This is a genomic window from Streptomyces alboniger, assembly GCF_008704395.1.
GTDB classification, from domain to species: domain Bacteria; phylum Actinomycetota; class Actinomycetes; order Streptomycetales; family Streptomycetaceae; genus Streptomyces; species Streptomyces alboniger.
On record NZ_CP023695.1, the window covers coordinates 4027848 to 4043147 of the forward strand.

A 15300-nucleotide genomic window follows, 5' to 3' on the forward strand; every position below is an offset into this window, starting at 1 on the left:
GGCTGCTCGAACCTGACGGGGCGTCAAGATAGAACAGGTTCTAGCGGAAGGGAACAGTGGCGGCGCCGCGCGGTCGCCCCCGGGAGGTTGCCTCTCAGCGGTCGAAGTCCAACTCCACTGTGTCCGTGGTCGGATGGGACTGGCAGGCCAGTACATACCCGGCCTCCGTCTCCTCCGGCTCCAGCGCGAAGTTCCGGTCCATGCGGACCTCGCCCGAGACCCGGAAAGCGCGGCAGGTCCCGCAGACCCCGCCCTTGCAGGCGTAGGGCGCGTCCGCGCGGTTGCGCAACACCGTCTCCAGGAGGGTCTCGCCGTCCAGGACGGGCCAGGTGCCCGAGCGGCCGTCCAGGGTCGCCGTCACCGTGCTGTGCGCGGGCGTGGCGGCCGGGGGCGCGGGCTCGGCCGCCACACCGCCGTCCACATGGAAGATCTCCTCGTGGATGAGCCGACGGTCCACACCGAGGCCGCGCAGGGCCCGCTCCGCGCCCTGCACCAGACCGAACGGGCCGCACAGGAACCACCCCTCGATCTCCGCCACCGGCAGCAGCGCCGGCAGGAGCCGGGCGAGCCGCTCCTCGTCGAGCCGCCCGGAGTCGAGGCCCGCCTGCTGTTCCTCCCGGGAGAGGACGGTCACCAGCTGGAAGCGGTCCGGCCAGCGGTCCTTGAGGTCGGCCACCTCCTCCAGGAACATCGTCGAGGCGGCCGTGCGATCGCTGCGTATCAGACAGAAGTCGGCTCGCGGCTCTCGCTCCAGGAGTGTGGTGACGATGGACAGCACCGGTGTGATCCCGCTGCCGCCGACCACTGCGGCGTAACGCCCGGGGGCGGGGTCCAGCGTGAAGCGTCCGGCCGGGGTCATCACCTCCAGCTCGTCGCCGACGGACAGCTCCTTGAAGGCGTACGTCGAGAAGGCGCCGTCCTCGACGAGGCGCACCCCGACCCGCAGCGTCCGCGGCTCCCCGGGGGCGTCGGGGCGGGGGGCGGGGGAGCAGATCGAGTACGTACGGCGGATCTCGGTGCCGTCGACGGAGCGGCGCAGGGCGAGGTGCTGGCCGGGGGTGAAGCGGTACTCCTCGCGCAGTGCGGGCGGCACGTCGAAGGTCAGCGTCACGGAGTCGTCGGTGAGCCGGTCGACGGCCGCTACCCGGAGCGGGTGGAAGCGGGCCATCACAACTCCTTGAAGTGATCGAAGGGTTCACGGCAGGAGGCGCAGCGTCGCAGGGCCTTGCACGCCGTGGAGGAGAAGCGGCTGAGCAGCTCCGTGTCGGTCGACCCGCAGTGCGGGCAGCGGATCGACAGGCTCAGGGGGACGGGGCCGTCGGCCGGGTGGGAGCGTGGGGGCGCTATGCCGAACTCGGCCAGCTTGCGGCGGCCTTCGGCGCTGATGTCGTCCGTCGACCAGGCGGGGGAGAGCACCGTGCGCACGGAGACCTCGGGGATGCCGTGGTCGTGCAGCACCTGCTCTATGTCGGAGGTCATGGCCTCGATCGCGGGGCAGCCGGTGTACGTCGGGGTCAGCTCGACGTCGACCTTGCCGGGGGCGAGGACCCGCACGCCGCGCACGACGCCGAGGTCGGCCAGGGTCAGCACGGGCAGCTCCGGGTCGGGCACCGAGCCCGCCAGGGCCAGCAGCTCCGCCTCCAGCGCGGTGGGCGCGGTCGTCACCATGACGCCCCCGGGTGGCTCCGGTGCAGGTGCTGCATCTCGGCGAGCATCCGGCCGAACGGCTCGGTGTGCAGACCCTGACGTCCGGCGCCGGCCGTCCACGCGCCGGTCTGCGGTCCGTCGGGCACGGTCAGGGTGGCCCGCTCTATGACGGCCGTCACCGAGGCCGTCCAGCTCTCCCGCAGCGCCGGACAGTCGATGTCGAGACCGGCCACCGGCTGGAACATCTCACCGGTGAACCGCCACAGCGCGTCGAGCCCGCGCTGCATCCGCTCGTGGCTCTCGGCCGTGCCGTCGCCGAGCCGCAGCGTCCACTGCTCGGCGTGGTCCTGGTGGTAGGCGACTTCCTTGACGGCCTTCGCGGCCAGGGGCGCGAACTCGCCATCACCGGACGCCAACTGGCCGTACAACAGGGTCTGGTACGTGGAGAAGTACAGCTGGCGGGCGATGGTGTGCGCGAAGTCGCCGTTCGGCTGTTCGACCAGCTGGAGGTTGCGGAAGGCGCGCTCCTCGCGGAGGTATGCCAACTCGTCCTCGTCGCCGGCCAGGGAGAGCAGGACGCGGGCCTGGCCGAGCAGGTCGAGGGCGATGTTCGCGAGGGCGACCTCCTCCTCGAGGACGGGGGCGTGCCCCGCCCACTCCCCCAGGCGGTGCGAGAGCACCAAGGCGTCGTCGCCCAGGGCGAGGGCGGGCAGGGCGGGCAGGGCAGGCGTCGCCACGGGAGTGGCGGTGGGTGCGGCCCCGGCAGCGGGGGTGGAGGCGGGTGCGGCGGTCATAGGTGCTTCACCCCGTCCGGGATGTCGTAGAACGTCGGGTGGCGGTAGGGCTTGTCGCCCGCCGGTTCGAAGAAGGAGTCCTTCTCGTCCGGCGATGAGGCGGTGATCGCCGTAGACGGCACGACCCAGAGGGAGATGCCCTCGCTCCTGCGGGTGTACAGATCGCGGGCGTTGCGCAAGGCCATCTCCGCGTCCGGGGCGTGCAGGCTGCCGGCGTGGGTGTGGGAGAGCCCGCGACGGGAGCGCACGAAGACCTCCCACAGCGGCCACTCGGTCGAGCTGCTCATGCTGTCGCCTTTCCGTGCTTCGCGGCATGGGCGGCCGCGGCCTCCCGGACCCAGGCGCCCTCCTCGTGGGCGCGCCTGCGCTGGGTGATGCGCTGGTCGTTGCAGGGGCCGTTGCCCTTGAGGACGTCCCAGAACTCGGTCCAGTCGATCGGGCCGAAGTCGTAGTGCCCCCGCGATTCGTTCCACACCAGGTCCGGGTCGGGGAGGGTGAGGCCGAGCGATTCGGCCTGGGGGACGCAGATGTCCACGAAGCGCTGGCGCAACTCGTCGTTCGAATGGCGCTTGATCTTCCACGTCATCGACTGCTCGGAGTGCGAGGACTCGTCGTCCGGCGGGCCGAACATCATCAGCGAGGGCCACCACCAGCGGTTCACCGCGTCCTGCGCCATCTCGTGCTGGGCCTCGGTGCCGCGGCTCAGGGCGAGCAGGGACTCGTACCCCTGGCGCTGGTGGAAGGACTCCTCCTTGCAGACGCGGACCATCGCACGGGCGTAGGGGCCGTAGGAACAGCGGCACAGCGGGACTTGGTTGGTGATCGCCGCGCCGTCCACGAGCCAGCCGATCGCGCCGACGTCCGCCCAGGTCAGCGTGGGGTAGTTAAAGATCGACGAGTACTTCTGACGGCCCGAGTGGAGCTTGTCGAGCAGCTCGTCGCGGCTGGTGCCGAGGGTCTCGGCGGCGCTGTAGAGATACAGGCCGTGTCCGGCCTCGTCCTGCACCTTCGCCATGAGGATCGCCTTGCGCCGCAGGGAGGGGGCGCGCGTGATCCAGTTGGCCTCCGGCTGCATGCCGATGATCTCGGAGTGCGCGTGCTGCGCGATCTGGCGCACCAGGGACGCGCGATAGGCGTCCGGCATCCAGTCGCGCGGCTCGATGCGCTCGTCGGCGGCGACCGCCTCGTCGAAGGCGGCCTGCTGCTCGGCCGTGCGCGCGGGCGGGGCCGCCTGGCGCGCCGCCTCGCCCGGCTCCGTCCCCGCCGCCTTGTGTGCGGCTGCTGTCGCCATCTCGGTCCCCCTCGACCTGAGCGAACCGACCGACCGATCGTTCGGTTCGTTTGAATTCAATGGTGCGGCGCGCCGCCATAAGGTGTCAACCCTGTGGATAACTTCGCGAACACTGTGCGCGACGGGCAGGCCTGAGTACCGTTCCGGCGGCAGGGTTCGGAGCGGGTACGGGGAACGGGGCGGAATGGACGGGTACGAGGAGGGCTCCGGCGGCGGGCCCGCCGGTCCCGAGGGGCCAGAGGGGCCTGAGGGGCTCGGGAGACCTGAGGGGCCTGTCGGCAGCCCGGAAACCGTGCCGGAAGCGCCACGCGGAACCGCACTGGACGCGCCGCCCGGAACCGCCCCGGAAGCCCCGCCCGGAACCGCCCCGGAAGCCCGCGTCGGCATCGCCGGGCTCAAGCTCGGCTACCAGATCGCCGCGGCCTGCGCCCTCGCGCTCATCACCGTGGCCTCGTGCGTCCATATAGGGATGCTCTTCTTCCACGTCGCCCCTTCGAACACCCTGACCAAGCAGCACGGCGACGTGGTCGACGCGTGGGTCTATCCCGAGTTCGAGCAGAACTGGAAGCTCTTCGCCCCCAACCCGCTCCAGCAGAACATCGCGGTGCAGGCCAGGGCGGAGCTTCGTACGGCGGACGGAGGGGTGCGGACCACCGACTGGTACGACCTCTCCGCGCAGGACGGCGCCGCCATCGACGGCAGCCTGCTGCCCAGCCACACGCGGCAGAACGAACTCCGCCGCGCCTGGGACTTCTACGTCGGCTCGCACGACGCGCAGAATCGTCCCGTCGGCCCGCGCGGGCAGCTCTCCGAGCACTACATCCGCCGCATCGCGCACATGCGGCTCGACCGGGAGCGGCCGGGCGGTGAGGGCGACGCCATCGCGCGCGTGCAGCTGCGCTCCAGGACCACGAACGTGCGGGCGCCGAAGTGGAGCGAGGAGAAGGTCTCCCCGAAGCCGGTCTACCGGCTGCTCCCGTGGTGGCCGGTGGCGCCCGGCGACCTGCCGCTCGCGGGTGCGGAAGGGACCACCAGGTGACCCGTCTCGAACGTCCGCTGGCGCAGGGGCTCAGCAAGGTCACCGGGTTCGCTCTCGGCCCGTACCAGACCGCGGTGGTCCGCATCGGATTCGCCGCCACCTGGCTGTTCTTCCTGCTGCGCGAACTGCCCCACCGCCACGAGATGTACGGTCCCGACGGCCCCTGGGGCTGGGACATGGCCCGGCAGCTCATCTCGGGCAACGGTGCCTTCACCGCGCTGATGTGGTCGGACGGGCGGATCTGGTTCGAGGTCGTCTACGCGCTCGCGATCCTGAGCAGTGCCCTGCTGGCGCTCGGCTGGCGCACGCGCACGATGTCCGTGCTCTTCATGATCGGTGTGCTGTCGTTGCAGAACCGCAGCATCTTCATCGGCGACGGCGGCGACAACGTCATCCACCTGATGGCGACCTACCTGGTGCTCACCCGGTGCGGTCAGGTCTGGTCGCTGGACGCGCGCCGTGCGGCACGCGCGCGTGCGGGAGACGTCGACCGGGTGGGGCCCGTCCTGTGGTGCGCCCTCGGGGTCGGCCTGTCCGCCGTGACGTTCATGGGAGAGCTGAGCGGTGGATGGCTGCTGATCTTCTGGGGGCTGTGGCTGGTCCACGGCCTGTGGTGGGCGGTGGGGCGCCGTGCCCCGCACAGCGAGCTGCGCAAGCTGCTCGATGTCATCGCCAACCTCACCCACAACGCGGGCCTACTCGTGATCATGGTCGAGGCCTGTCTGATCTACGCCACCGCGGGCTGGTACAAGATCCAGGGCAGCCGCTGGCAGGACGGTACGGCCGTCTACTACCCGCTGAACCTCGACTACTTCTCCCCGTGGCACGCCCTCTCCGAGCTGCTCTCGTCCAACGGTCTGATCCTGATGCTGGTGACGTACGGGACGGTCGCCGTGCAGGTCGCCTTCCCCTTCACCCTCTTCAACCGCCGGGTGAAGAACGTCCTGCTGGCAGCGATGATCTTCGAGCACGCCGTCATCGCCGTCGTCCTGGGGCTGCCGTTCTTCTCGCTCGCGATGATCACGGCCGACGCGGTGTTCCTGCCGGAGTCGTTCCTGCGGCGCGTGGGCGGCTGGGTGGCACGCGCGCGTGGAGCACTGATTTCCCGTACGCCTCTCTCCCGTACGCCTCTCTCCCGCTTGGCGCTCCGGGACCTTACGCCGTCGCGGCAGCAGCGTCCCGCGGGCCGGCGGGACGAGGAGCCCTCCGAGCACGCGCGCGTAGGCTTCACCCCATGAACAGGACGGACGCGGTGGGCCCCGACGCCGCCGTGCGCGCCTGGCGCGCGCTCGCCGACACCTCCGTGCTGCTCGACGGCTTCCACGCGATCAAGCACGCGCTGCGCTTCGACGCACGGGTGCCGGTCGCGCTGACCGGTGACAGGGCCGAGGTGCTGGCCCTCGCGGACGAGCTGGCGCCGGACGTGAGGGACGCGCTGGACGCGCTCCTCGTGGAGGTCCCCGAGGAGCGGCTGCGCGCGCTGGTGCCGCGGCTGCACCCCACCGCGACGGCCGCCCTGGCAGTACGCCCTTCGCGCGCGGCCAATCTCGATGCGCTGGGCCGCATGCCGAGGACCGCGCCGGTCGTGGTGCTCGACGACCCCCGCAATCTGGGCAACGCCGGGGCGGTGATCCGGCTCGCCGCCGGGTTCGGCGCGACCGGTGTCGTCACGACCGGGACGCTCGACCCCTGGCACCCCACGGTCGTACGGGGTGGTGCGGGGCTGCACTTCGCGACGGCCGTGGAGCGGATGGACATCGCCGGACTGCCGCCGGGGCCGGTGTTCGCCCTCGACGCGGAGGGCGACGACATCCGGGGGCTGAAGCTCCCGGACGACGCGGTGCTCGCCTTCGGGTCCGAGCGCAGCGGCCTGTCGGCGGAGCTGCGGGAACGGGCCGATCACTTGGTCTCCCTGCCGATGCGCCCCCAGGTCTCCAGCTACAACCTGGCGACGAGTGTCGGCATGGCGCTCTTCCACTGGTCGGCGGGCAGGCCTCCGGGCCTGGAGACCTGAGCCCGCCGGGTCACGCTCCGCGCGCGGGTCACGCGTCCTTGCGGACCTCCACCACGCGGAAGCGGTTGGCGACGAACGCGCCGTCGCACAGCGCGGCGTTCGCCGCGGGGTTGCCGCCCGAGCCGTGGAAGTCCGAGAACGCCGCCGTCTGGTTCACATAGACCCCGCCCGTGAGGTTCAGCGACAGCTGGGCGCACTCCTCCAGGCAGGTCTCCTCGATGGCCGTGGAGACCTCTTCCGAGGTGGTGTACGCCCCTACGGTCATCGCTCCCTTGTCGCGCACCGTGCGGCGCAACAGCTCCACAGCGTCGGCGGCGGAGTCGACGGCGACCGCGAAGGAGACCGGGCCGAAGCACTCGCTGAGGTAGGCCGACTCGGCGTCCGGCTTCGCGCCGTCCAGCTTGACGATCACCGGCGTGCGCACCACGGCGTCGGGGAAGTCGGGGTTCGTGATCGTCCTTGAGGGGAGGGCCACTTCGCCGAGGCCCGCGGCAGCCTCCAGGCGGGTCTTCACGTCCGGGTTGACCAGCGCGCCCAGGATGCCGTTCGCCCGGGCGTCGTCGCCCAGGAGGCCGCTCACCGAGGCCGCGAGGTCGGCCACCACGTCGTCGTACGACTTGGCTCCGGCGTCCGTCTCGATGCCGTCGCGCGGGATGAGGAGGTTCTGCGGGGTGGTGCACATCTGGCCGCTGTAGAGGGACAGGGAGAAGGCGAGGTTGGCCAGCATTCCCTTGTAGTTGTCCGTCGAGTCGACCACGACCGTGTTGACGCCGGCCTTTTCCGTGTAGACCTGCGCCTGGCGGGCGTTGGCCTCGAGCCAGTCGCCGAACGAGGTCGATCCCGTGTAGTCGATGATCTTGATCTCGGGGCGCACGGCGAGCGTCTTGGCGATCCCCTCGCCGGGCCGCTCGGCGGCCAGGCAGACCAGGTTCGGGTCGAAGCCCGCCTCCGCGAGGACCTCACGGGCGATCCGGACCGTGAGCGCGAGCGGCAGCACCGCGCGCGGGTGGGGCTTGACCAGGACGGGGTTGCCGGTCGCGAGCGAGGCGAAGAGGCCCGGGTAGCCGTTCCACGTAGGGAAGGTGTTGCAGCCGATCAGGAGTGAGATGCCGCGCGGCACGGGCGTGAACCGCTTGCTCAGGGCGAGGGGGTCGCGCTTGCCCTGGGGCTTGTGCCACTCGGCGGTGCCGGGCGTGCGGGTCTGCTCCGCATAGGCGTACGCGATCGCTTCCAGGCCGCGGTCCTGGGCATGCGGGCCGCCCGCCTGGAAAGCCATCATGAAGGCCTGCCCGCTGGTGTGCATGACCGCGTGCGCCATCTCGTGCGTGCGGGCGCTGATCCGCGCCAGGATCTCCAGGCTGACCATCGCGCGCGTCTCCGCGCCCGCCTCGCGCCAGGCGCGCATTCCGGCGCGCATGGCGGGCAGCAGCGTGTCGATGTCCGGGTGGGGGTACGTGATCCCCAACTCCGGGCCGTACGGAGAGACTTCGCCGCCGACCCAGTCGTCCGTGCCGGGCTGGTCGAGGTCGAAGCGGGCGCCCTGGAGGGCGTCGAAAGCGGCTTTGCCCTCGGGCAGGCTCAGGCTGCCGTCCTCCCCGTACGCCTTGGGGTGCTCGGGGTGCGGGGACCAGTACGCGCGCGTGCTGATGGTCTCCAGCGCCTGATCGAGGGTGGACCGGTGCTTGGCGATCAGCTGGTGCGCGGTGAGTTCGGCGGCCATGGCAGGACCAACTCCTCGTCGGTCAGCTCTCCATCGAGCTGGCGAGTGGGCGGGAACAGTGGGCAGGGACTGGCTGACAGAGCTAGAGTAACCGAACGATCGGTCGGGACAAGAGGGTCCGTCAAACCTGTGGACAACTTCTCCGGGCCACCCCGAACCCGGCGGTCGGCGGACCGTGCGGGAGGATCGCGAACATGACAGCACTCGAGCTCAGCAGCGCCGTTGCCGTGGTGGGCACCGGAACCATGGGGCAGGGCATCGCACAGGTCGCCCTGGTGGCCGGCCACCCCGTGCGGCTGTACGACGCGGCCCCCGGCCGGGCGAAGGCGGCGGCCGACGCGATCGGCGCCCGTCTTGACCGGCTCGTCGAGAAGGGCAGGCTCACCGCCGCGGACCGTACCGCCGCGGCCGCCCGCCTCACGCCCGCCGACAGCCTCGCGGAGCTGGCGGGCTGCGGTCTCGTCATCGAGGCCGTCCTGGAGCAACTGGACGTGAAGCAGCGGCTGTTCCAGGACCTGGAGGACGTCGTCGGCGGCGACTGTCTGCTGGCCACCAACACCTCCTCCCTCTCCGTCACCGCCATCGCGGGCGCCCTGGAGAAGCCGGGCCGTTTCGTGGGCCTGCACTTCTTCAACCCCGCGCCGCTGCTTCCCCTCGTCGAGGTCGTCAGCGGCTTCGCGACCGACGAGACGGCGGCCACGCGCGCGTACGAGACCGCGAAGGCCTGGGGCAAGAGGCCGGTGCGCTGCGCGGACACCCCCGGCTTCATCGTCAACCGCGTCGCCAGGCCCTTCTACGCCGAGGCGCTGCGCCTGCACGAAGAGCGCGTCGCCGACCCGGCGACGATCGACGCGGTCCTGCGCGAGTGCGGCGGCTTCAAGATGGGCCCCTTCGAGCTGACCGACCTCATCGGCCAGGACGTCAACGAATCCGTCACGCGCTCCGTGTGGGAGTCGTTCTTCCAGGACCCCAAGTTCACCCCCTCGCTCGCCCAGCGCCGGCTCGTCGAGTCACGCCGCCTCGGCCGGAAGTCGGGCCGGGGCTGGTACGCGTACGGGGATGACGCCCCACGCCCGGAACCGCACACCGCCGGACCCGAGCGGGCCCCGGAGTCCGTCACCGTCCACGGTGACCTCTTCGCGGCGGAAGCCCTCCCGGGCCTCATCCGGGACGCCGGCATCCGCGTCGAGCACGGCACGGACGTTCCGAGCTATCCAGGCTCCATCGAGCTGCCCGGCGGCGCACGGCTCGCACCGGCCGACGGGACGTCCCCCGACGCCGCGGCCGAGCCCACGATCCACTTCGACCTCGCCCTGGACTACCGCACCGCGACCCGCATCGCCCTCGCCCCCTCCGGCAGGGTGGGCGAGCAGGCGCTGACGGAGGCGATCGGCCTCTTCCAGGCGCTCGGCAAGAAGGTCAGCGTCATCGGGCCCGCCCCGGGGATGATCGTCGCCCGCACGGTGTGGATGCTGATCGACTTCGCCCTGGACGCCGTCGGCCGCGAGGTGGCCAACGCCGAGGGCGTCGACGCCGCCATGCGCCTCGGCGTCAACTACCCACTCGGGCCGATCGAATGGGGTCGCCGCCTCACCGCGTACCGCGTGGCCGAGGCGCTGGATCTCCTGAACGACGAGTACCCCACCGGGCGTTACGCACCCTCCCAGGCCCTGCGGCGCCAGGCCGTGCGAGAGGAGTACTCATGACCACCGCCCGGCGGGACACCTACACCCCGGAGACGCTGCTCAGCGTCGCCGTCCGGGTCTTCAACGAGCGTGGCTACGACGGCACGTCCATGGAGCACCTCTCCAAGGCGGCCGGCATCTCCAAGTCCTCGATTTACCACCACGTGGCGGGCAAGGAGGAACTGCTGCGCCGCGCGGTGAGCCGGGCGATCGACGGGCTCTTCGGGATCCTCGCCGAGGAGCACGCGCGCGTGGGCAGCGCCGTCGAGCGCCTTGAATACGTCACGCGCCGCACGGTGGAGGTCCTGGTCGCCGAGGTGCCCTATGTGACGCTGCTGCTGCGCGTGCGCGGCAACACGGACACCGAGCGGTGGGCCCTGGAGCGGCGCAGGGAATTCGACCAGCAGGTGGCCGAGCTGCTGAAGGAGGCCGTCGCGGACGGCGACCTGCGCTCCGACGTCGAGCTGCGCCTGGCCACCCGGCTGCTCTTCGGAATGATCAACTCCATCGTGGAGTGGTACCGGCCGGAGAGCCGGGGAGCGGCCAACGGCGCGGAGATCGCCGACGCCGTCGTGCGGCTGGCCTTCGCGGGGCTGCGCACCGACCGCTGAACCTCGGAGTCGGCACGACGGCCGCTCGGGCGGCCGTCGGTCAGCTCTCGGGCTCCATGTCGTCCTCCTCGAAGACCAGCAACGTACGCGTGCTGAGGACTTCGGGGATGGACTGGAGCCGGGTGAGCACCAGCTCGCGCAGGGCGCGGTTGTCCGGCGTGTGCACCAGGAGCAGTACGTCGAAGTCGCCGCTTACCAGTGCGATATGGGACGCACCCGGGAGTGCGCGCAGATGCTCGCGCACTGTACGCCAGGTGTTCTGGACGATCTTGAGCGTGATGTAGGCGGAGGCGCCCTGCCCGGCGCGCTCGTGGTTGATCCGCGCCCCGAAGCCCCGGATGACGCCGTCGTCGATGAGGCGGTTGATGCGCGCGTACGCGTTGGCCCGCGACACATGGACGCGTTCGGCCACGGAGCGTATCGATGCGCGACCGTCCGTGTGCAGGATCTGGAGGATGTCGCGGTCGATGGCGTCCAGGGGTCGAGGATCCGGCACCCGGGCCTCCGGTACTCGGGGCTCTGGCACCCGGGGCTCCGGTACTCGGGATTCCGGTACTCGGGGCTCCGGTGGGCCGCCGGCGTGCTGGTCGGCCATTCGTTCAGATGCCATGTCCCCCCGCCTCCCTACCATGGACGTACTGCATCCATCCCAGGCTGTGCAGAACCGTTTGTCCACAGCCTGGAGGTGCCTGTAGCCAAAATGTGCCGACGACCGAACAATCGGTAGGTGAGGCGCATCACATCGCTGCGCCTCTTTTGCCGCTCCCACGAGGAGTCCGCTTCCCCCAGGAGGTGCCGTCATGACGGTCATGGAGCAGCGGGGCGCCTACCGGCCGACCCCGCCCCCCGCTTGGCAGCCCAGGACCGACCCCGCGCCGCTGCTGCCGGACGCCGAGCCGTACCGCGTCCTTGGCACGGAGGCCGCCGGGAAGGCCGACCCGGGGCTGCTGCGCCGGCTCTACGCGGAGCTGGTGCGCGGACGCCGTTACAACACGCAGGCGACGGCACTCACGAAGCAGGGCAGGCTCGCGGTCTACCCCTCGAGCACCGGCCAGGAGGCCTGCGAGATCGCCGCAGCGCTGGTGCTGGAGGAGCGGGACTGGCTCTTTCCCAGCTACCGGGACACGCTCGCCGTGCTCACCCGCGGGCTCGATCCCGTGAGTGCCCTGACGCTGCTGCGCGGCGACTGGCACACGGGATACGACCCGCGCGAGCACCGCATAGCGCCCCTGTGCACCCCACTCGCCACCCAGCTGCCGCACGCCGTGGGCCTGGCGCACGCCGCCCGTCTCAAAGGCGACGACGTGGTCGCCCTCGCCATGGTCGGCGACGGCGGCACCAGTGAGGGCGACTTCCACGAGGCGTTGAACTTCGCCGCGGTGTGGCGTGCGCCCGTGGTCTTCCTCGTGCAGAACAACGGCTTCGCGATCTCCGTGCCGCTCGACAGGCAGACCGCCGCCCCCTCCTTGGCCCACAAGGCCGTCGGGTACGGCATGCCGGGACGCCTGGTGGACGGCAACGACGTGGCCGCGATGCACGAGGTCCTCGGCGAGGCGGTCGCCCGCGCGCGGGAGGGCGGCGGGCCGACCCTGGTCGAGGCGATCACGTACCGCATGGAAGCCCACACGAACGCCGACGACGCCACGCGCTACCGCCACGACGACGAGGTCGCGGCCTGGCGTGACCACGACCCGGTCCTGCTCCTGGAGCGGGAGCTGGTGGAGCGCGGCCTCCTGGACGACGACACCAGGCGACGCGCGAGCGAGGACGCCGAGGCCATGGCGGCCGACCTGCGCGAACGCATGAACAAGGATCCCCTCCTGGACCCCATGGACCTCTTCACGCACGTGTACGCCGAGCAGACCTCGCAACTACGGGAGCAGGCGGCGCAGTTGCGGGCCGAGCTGGAAGCAGCCGCGGAAGAGGCGGAAGCGGCGGAGTCGGCGAAGGGGGAGACGCGATGACCACGGTCGCGGCGAAGCCGGCCACCAAACCGGCCACCATGGCGCAGGCGCTCGGACGAGCGCTGCGCGACTCCATGGCCGAGGACTCCTCCGTGCACGTCCTGGGTGAGGACGTCGGGGCCCTCGGTGGTGTCTTCCGGGTCACCGACGGGCTCACCAAGGAGTTCGGCGAGGACCGTTGTACGGACACCCCGCTGGCCGAGGCGGGCATCCTCGGGACGGCGGTCGGCATGGCGATGTACGGCCTGCGGCCCGTCGTCGAGATGCAGTTCGACGCCTTCGCCTATCCCGCCTTCGAGCAGCTGATCTCGCATGTGGCGCGCATGCGCAACCGCACCAGGGGCGCGATGCCGCTGCCCATCACCGTGCGCGTGCCCTACGGCGGCGGGATCGGCGGCGTCGAACACCACAGCGACTCATCCGAGGCGTACTACATGGCGACGCCGGGCCTGCACGTCGTCGCGCCCGCCACGGTCGCCGACGCGTACGGCCTGCTGCGGGCCTCCATCGCCTCCGACGACCCGGTCGTCTTCCTGGAGCCGAAGCGCCTGTACTGGTCCAAGGCGGACTGGAACCCGGACGCGCCCCAGAGCGTTGAACCGATAGGCCGCGCGGTGGTGCGGCGCCCCGGGCGCAGCGCCACGCTCATCACGTACGGCCCGTCCGTGCCCGTCTGCCTGGAGGCGGCCGAGGCCGCCCGCGCCGAGGGCTGGGATCTCGAAGTGGTCGACCTGCGCTCGCTGGTGCCCTTCGACGACGAGACGGTCGCCGCGTCCGTACGACGCACGGGCCGGGCTGTCGTCGTGCACGAGTCGAGCGGCTTCGGCGGGCCCGGCGGGGAGATCGCCGCGCGGGTCACCGAGCGGTGCTTCCATCACTTGGAGGCGCCGGTGCTGCGGGTCGCGGGGTTCGACATCCCGTATCCGCCGCCGATGCTGGAGAAGCACCATCTGCCGGGCGTCGACCGGATCCTGGACGCGGTCGCGCGGTTGCAGTGGGAGGCGCAGAGCTGATGGCGCAGGTGTTGGAGTTCAAGCTGCCCGACCTCGGCGAGGGGCTGACGGAGGCCGAGATCGTCCGCTGGCTCGTCGAGGTCGGGGACGTCGTCGCCGTCGACCAGCCGGTCGTCGAGGTCGAGACGGCCAAGGCGATGGTCGAAGTGCCGTGTCCCTACGGAGGCGTGGTCACGGCCCGATTCGGTGAGGAAGGCGCGGAACTGCCCGTCGGGGCGCCGCTGTTGACCGTCGCTGTGGGGGCTCCCGCCGATCCTGGCGCGCCGGTCGACAGTCACACCCCCGACGATGGAGGCGCACCGGTCGGGGTCCGTGCGCCGGAGGAGCCCGCAGAGCGGGCGCTGCAAGCGGCGGCCGAGGAGTCTTCCGGCAATGTCCTGGTCGGTTACGGCACCGCGGCCGCGCCTGCCCGCCGCAGGAGGGTGCGGCCCACCCGGCCGGCCTTTGAGGTGCCCGCCGCGCTCTCCGGAGAGGCGACCTCCGGAGGGTCGGAAAGTCCCGCCACGCGCGTGGACGGCCCTGTGCCGGTGATCTCTCCGCTCGTACGCAGGCTGGCGCGGGAGCATGACGTGGATCTGCGCGCGCTGGCGGGTTCGGGCCCCGACGGGCTCATCACGCGGGCCGACGTCGAGGCGGCCATCGGCGCGGGCCCGGCGGGCACGGCGGGCACACGTGAGGCCGTGGCCTCCGAGGAGCGCCGCCAGGTGGAGGCGGGGCAGGAGCCCACGCGCGCGGGCCTGGCGTCCCGGCATCCGCTGACCGGCGTCCGGGGCCTCGTCGCGGACAAGATGTCCCGCAGCAGGCGCGAGATACCGGAGGCCACCTGCTGGGTCGACGCCGACGCGACCGAGCTGCTCGCCGCCCGCGCCGCCATGAACGCCGCTGTGACGGAGCGCGACGGCCAGAAGGTGTCGCTGCTCGCGTTGTTCGCCCGCATCAGCGTGGCCGCGCTCGGCCGCTTCCCGGTGCTCAACTCCAGCGTGGACATGGAGGCGCGGGAGGTGCGCCGATTCGCCGACATCCACCTCGGGTTCGCCGCGCAGACCGATCGTGGCCTGGTCGTCCCCGTCGTACGGCACGCCCAGACACGGACGACGGAGTCGATCAACGCCGAGCTGATCCGGCTCACCGAGGAGGGGCGGGCCGGGAAGCTGACCCCCCGCGACCTCACCGGGGGGACGTTCACGCTGAACAACTACGGCGTGTTCGGGGTCGACGGCTCCACGCCGATCATCAACCACCCCGAGGCGGCCATGCTCGGCGTGGGCCGGATCGTGCCGAAGCCGTGGGTGCACCAGGGGGAGTTGGCGGTGCGGCATGTGGTCCAGCTGTCGCTCACGTTCGACCACCGGGTGTGCGACGGTGGTACGGCGGGCGGCTTCCTGCGGTACGTGGCGGACTGTGTCGAACAGCCGGCGTTGCTGCTGCGGTCGGTGTGAGGCGGGCGTCGGAGTGAGGGGGCGCCACCTGGTGACGTAAGTCCCTTGCCCTGAGCGCCCTTAGCGGGGTGGCAATGATCCTC

General features: G+C 71.4%; 15 protein-coding genes. 8 read left to right on the forward strand and 7 right to left on the reverse strand.

Annotation, left to right across the window (positions count from 1 at the left end; translation table 11 throughout):
- Positions 1 to 94: 94 nt before the first annotated feature.
- Genes CP975_RS17905 through paaA form a run of 5 tightly spaced genes read right to left on the reverse strand, consistent with a single transcriptional unit; the run spans position 95 to position 3732 of the window.
- On the reverse strand, positions 95 to 1168 hold the full coding sequence (locus CP975_RS17905) for a 2Fe-2S iron-sulfur cluster-binding protein (RefSeq protein WP_150477101.1): 1074 nt from the start codon (positions 1166 to 1168) through the stop codon (positions 95 to 97).
- Positions 1168 to 1668, reverse strand: coding sequence for a 1,2-phenylacetyl-CoA epoxidase subunit PaaD (gene paaD / locus CP975_RS17910; protein ID WP_030790412.1), 501 nt, complete (start codon positions 1666 to 1668; stop codon positions 1168 to 1170). Before paaD ends, CP975_RS17905 begins: the two co-directional genes overlap by 1 nt.
- Entirely contained in the window at positions 1662 to 2441 is a 780-nt protein-coding gene (gene paaC / locus CP975_RS17915) for a 1,2-phenylacetyl-CoA epoxidase subunit PaaC (protein ID WP_150477102.1), read from the reverse strand. The genes paaD and paaC overlap by 7 nt, the downstream gene beginning before the upstream one ends.
- Entirely contained in the window at positions 2438 to 2728 is a 291-nt protein-coding gene (paaB, locus tag CP975_RS17920) for a 1,2-phenylacetyl-CoA epoxidase subunit PaaB (RefSeq protein WP_055529084.1), read from the reverse strand. The genes paaC and paaB overlap by 4 nt, the downstream gene beginning before the upstream one ends.
- Positions 2725 to 3732, reverse strand: coding sequence for a 1,2-phenylacetyl-CoA epoxidase subunit PaaA (gene paaA, locus CP975_RS17925; RefSeq protein ID WP_055529082.1), 1008 nt, complete (start codon positions 3730 to 3732; stop codon positions 2725 to 2727). The genes paaB and paaA overlap by 4 nt, the downstream gene beginning before the upstream one ends.
- 184 nt (positions 3733 to 3916) lie before the next feature.
- Here paaA and CP975_RS17930 point away from each other — a divergent pair, with 184 nt between their 5' ends.
- Genes CP975_RS17930 through CP975_RS17940 form a run of 3 tightly spaced genes read left to right on the forward strand, consistent with a single transcriptional unit; the run spans position 3917 to position 6785 of the window.
- A complete protein-coding gene (locus tag CP975_RS17930; protein WP_055529080.1) occupies positions 3917 to 4771 on the forward strand; it encodes a DUF5819 family protein in 855 nt (284 codons plus the stop codon).
- The gene (locus CP975_RS17935) at positions 4768 to 6009 is read left to right on the forward strand and encodes an HTTM domain-containing protein (protein ID WP_055529078.1); all 1242 of its coding nucleotides are present in this window, start codon (positions 4768 to 4770) and stop codon (positions 6007 to 6009) included. The genes CP975_RS17930 and CP975_RS17935 overlap by 4 nt, the downstream gene beginning before the upstream one ends.
- The gene (locus CP975_RS17940) at positions 6006 to 6785 is read left to right on the forward strand and encodes a TrmH family RNA methyltransferase (protein WP_055529076.1); all 780 of its coding nucleotides are present in this window, start codon (positions 6006 to 6008) and stop codon (positions 6783 to 6785) included. The genes CP975_RS17935 and CP975_RS17940 overlap by 4 nt, the downstream gene beginning before the upstream one ends.
- A gap of 28 nt (positions 6786 to 6813) precedes the next feature.
- Here the strand turns inward: CP975_RS17940 and paaN are convergent, their stop codons facing one another.
- Entirely contained in the window at positions 6814 to 8505 is a 1692-nt protein-coding gene (gene paaN, locus CP975_RS17945; RefSeq protein WP_055529074.1) for a phenylacetic acid degradation protein PaaN, read from the reverse strand.
- Between the two features lie 194 nt (positions 8506 to 8699).
- Here paaN and CP975_RS17950 point away from each other — a divergent pair, with 194 nt between their 5' ends.
- Together CP975_RS17950 and CP975_RS17955 are read left to right on the forward strand one after the other, a co-directional pair.
- Positions 8700 to 10211: a 3-hydroxyacyl-CoA dehydrogenase gene (locus CP975_RS17950; protein WP_055529072.1), complete on the forward strand. Its 1512-nt coding sequence runs from the start codon at positions 8700 to 8702 to the stop codon at positions 10209 to 10211.
- Positions 10208 to 10801 carry a TetR/AcrR family transcriptional regulator gene (locus CP975_RS17955; protein ID WP_055529070.1) on the forward strand — a complete coding sequence of 198 codons (594 nt, stop codon included), beginning with the start codon at positions 10208 to 10210 and terminating at the stop codon, positions 10799 to 10801. Before CP975_RS17950 ends, CP975_RS17955 begins: the two co-directional genes overlap by 4 nt.
- 40 nt (positions 10802 to 10841) lie before the next feature.
- Here CP975_RS17955 and CP975_RS17960 read toward each other — a convergent pair whose 3' ends face one another.
- A complete protein-coding gene (locus tag CP975_RS17960) occupies positions 10842 to 11396 on the reverse strand; it encodes an Lrp/AsnC family transcriptional regulator (protein WP_425474323.1) in 555 nt (184 codons plus the stop codon).
- Between the two features lie 205 nt (positions 11397 to 11601).
- On the opposite strand from CP975_RS17960, the gene pdhA reads away from it, so the two are divergent.
- From pdhA to CP975_RS17975, 3 genes are read left to right on the forward strand one after another with little or no spacing between them, the layout of a single operon-like run.
- Positions 11602 to 12765, forward strand: a complete 1164-nt coding sequence (gene pdhA / locus CP975_RS17965; RefSeq protein WP_055529066.1) for a pyruvate dehydrogenase (acetyl-transferring) E1 component subunit alpha — start codon at positions 11602 to 11604, stop codon at positions 12763 to 12765.
- Positions 12762 to 13778, forward strand: coding sequence for an alpha-ketoacid dehydrogenase subunit beta (locus tag CP975_RS17970; protein WP_055529064.1), 1017 nt, complete (start codon positions 12762 to 12764; stop codon positions 13776 to 13778). The genes pdhA and CP975_RS17970 overlap by 4 nt, the downstream gene beginning before the upstream one ends.
- Positions 13778 to 15217, forward strand: a complete 1440-nt coding sequence (locus CP975_RS17975) for a dihydrolipoamide acetyltransferase family protein (RefSeq protein ID WP_055529062.1) — start codon at positions 13778 to 13780, stop codon at positions 15215 to 15217. The genes CP975_RS17970 and CP975_RS17975 overlap by 1 nt, the downstream gene beginning before the upstream one ends.
- Positions 15218 to 15300 lie beyond the last annotated feature (83 nt).

Excerpts from the sequence above, each read along its gene's own strand:
- CP975_RS17940 (WP_055529076.1), top strand. The coding sequence starts at position 6,006 with ATGAACAGGACGGACGCGGTGGGCCCCGACGCCGCCGTGCGCGCCTGG.
- paaN (WP_055529074.1), bottom strand. The coding sequence starts at position 8,505 with ATGGCCGCCGAACTCACCGCGCACCAGCTGATCGCCAAGCACCGGTCC.
- paaD (WP_030790412.1), bottom strand. The coding sequence starts at position 1,668 with ATGGTGACGACCGCGCCCACCGCGCTGGAGGCGGAGCTGCTGGCCCTG.
- pdhA (WP_055529066.1), top strand. The coding sequence starts at position 11,602 with ATGACGGTCATGGAGCAGCGGGGCGCCTACCGGCCGACCCCGCCCCCC.
- CP975_RS17905 (WP_150477101.1), bottom strand. The coding sequence starts at position 1,168 with ATGGCCCGCTTCCACCCGCTCCGGGTAGCGGCCGTCGACCGGCTCACC.
- paaA (WP_055529082.1), bottom strand. The coding sequence starts at position 3,732 with ATGGCGACAGCAGCCGCACACAAGGCGGCGGGGACGGAGCCGGGCGAG.
- CP975_RS17975 (WP_055529062.1), top strand. The coding sequence starts at position 13,778 with ATGGCGCAGGTGTTGGAGTTCAAGCTGCCCGACCTCGGCGAGGGGCTG.
- CP975_RS17955 (WP_055529070.1), top strand. The coding sequence starts at position 10,208 with ATGACCACCGCCCGGCGGGACACCTACACCCCGGAGACGCTGCTCAGC.
- CP975_RS17950 (WP_055529072.1), top strand. The coding sequence starts at position 8,700 with ATGACAGCACTCGAGCTCAGCAGCGCCGTTGCCGTGGTGGGCACCGGA.
- paaB (WP_055529084.1), bottom strand. The coding sequence starts at position 2,728 with ATGAGCAGCTCGACCGAGTGGCCGCTGTGGGAGGTCTTCGTGCGCTCC.
- CP975_RS17970 (WP_055529064.1), top strand. The coding sequence starts at position 12,762 with ATGACCACGGTCGCGGCGAAGCCGGCCACCAAACCGGCCACCATGGCG.
- paaC (WP_150477102.1), bottom strand. The coding sequence starts at position 2,441 with ATGACCGCCGCACCCGCCTCCACCCCCGCTGCCGGGGCCGCACCCACC.
- CP975_RS17930 (WP_055529080.1), top strand. The coding sequence starts at position 3,917 with ATGGACGGGTACGAGGAGGGCTCCGGCGGCGGGCCCGCCGGTCCCGAG.
- CP975_RS17960 (WP_425474323.1), bottom strand. The coding sequence starts at position 11,396 with ATGGCCGACCAGCACGCCGGCGGCCCACCGGAGCCCCGAGTACCGGAA.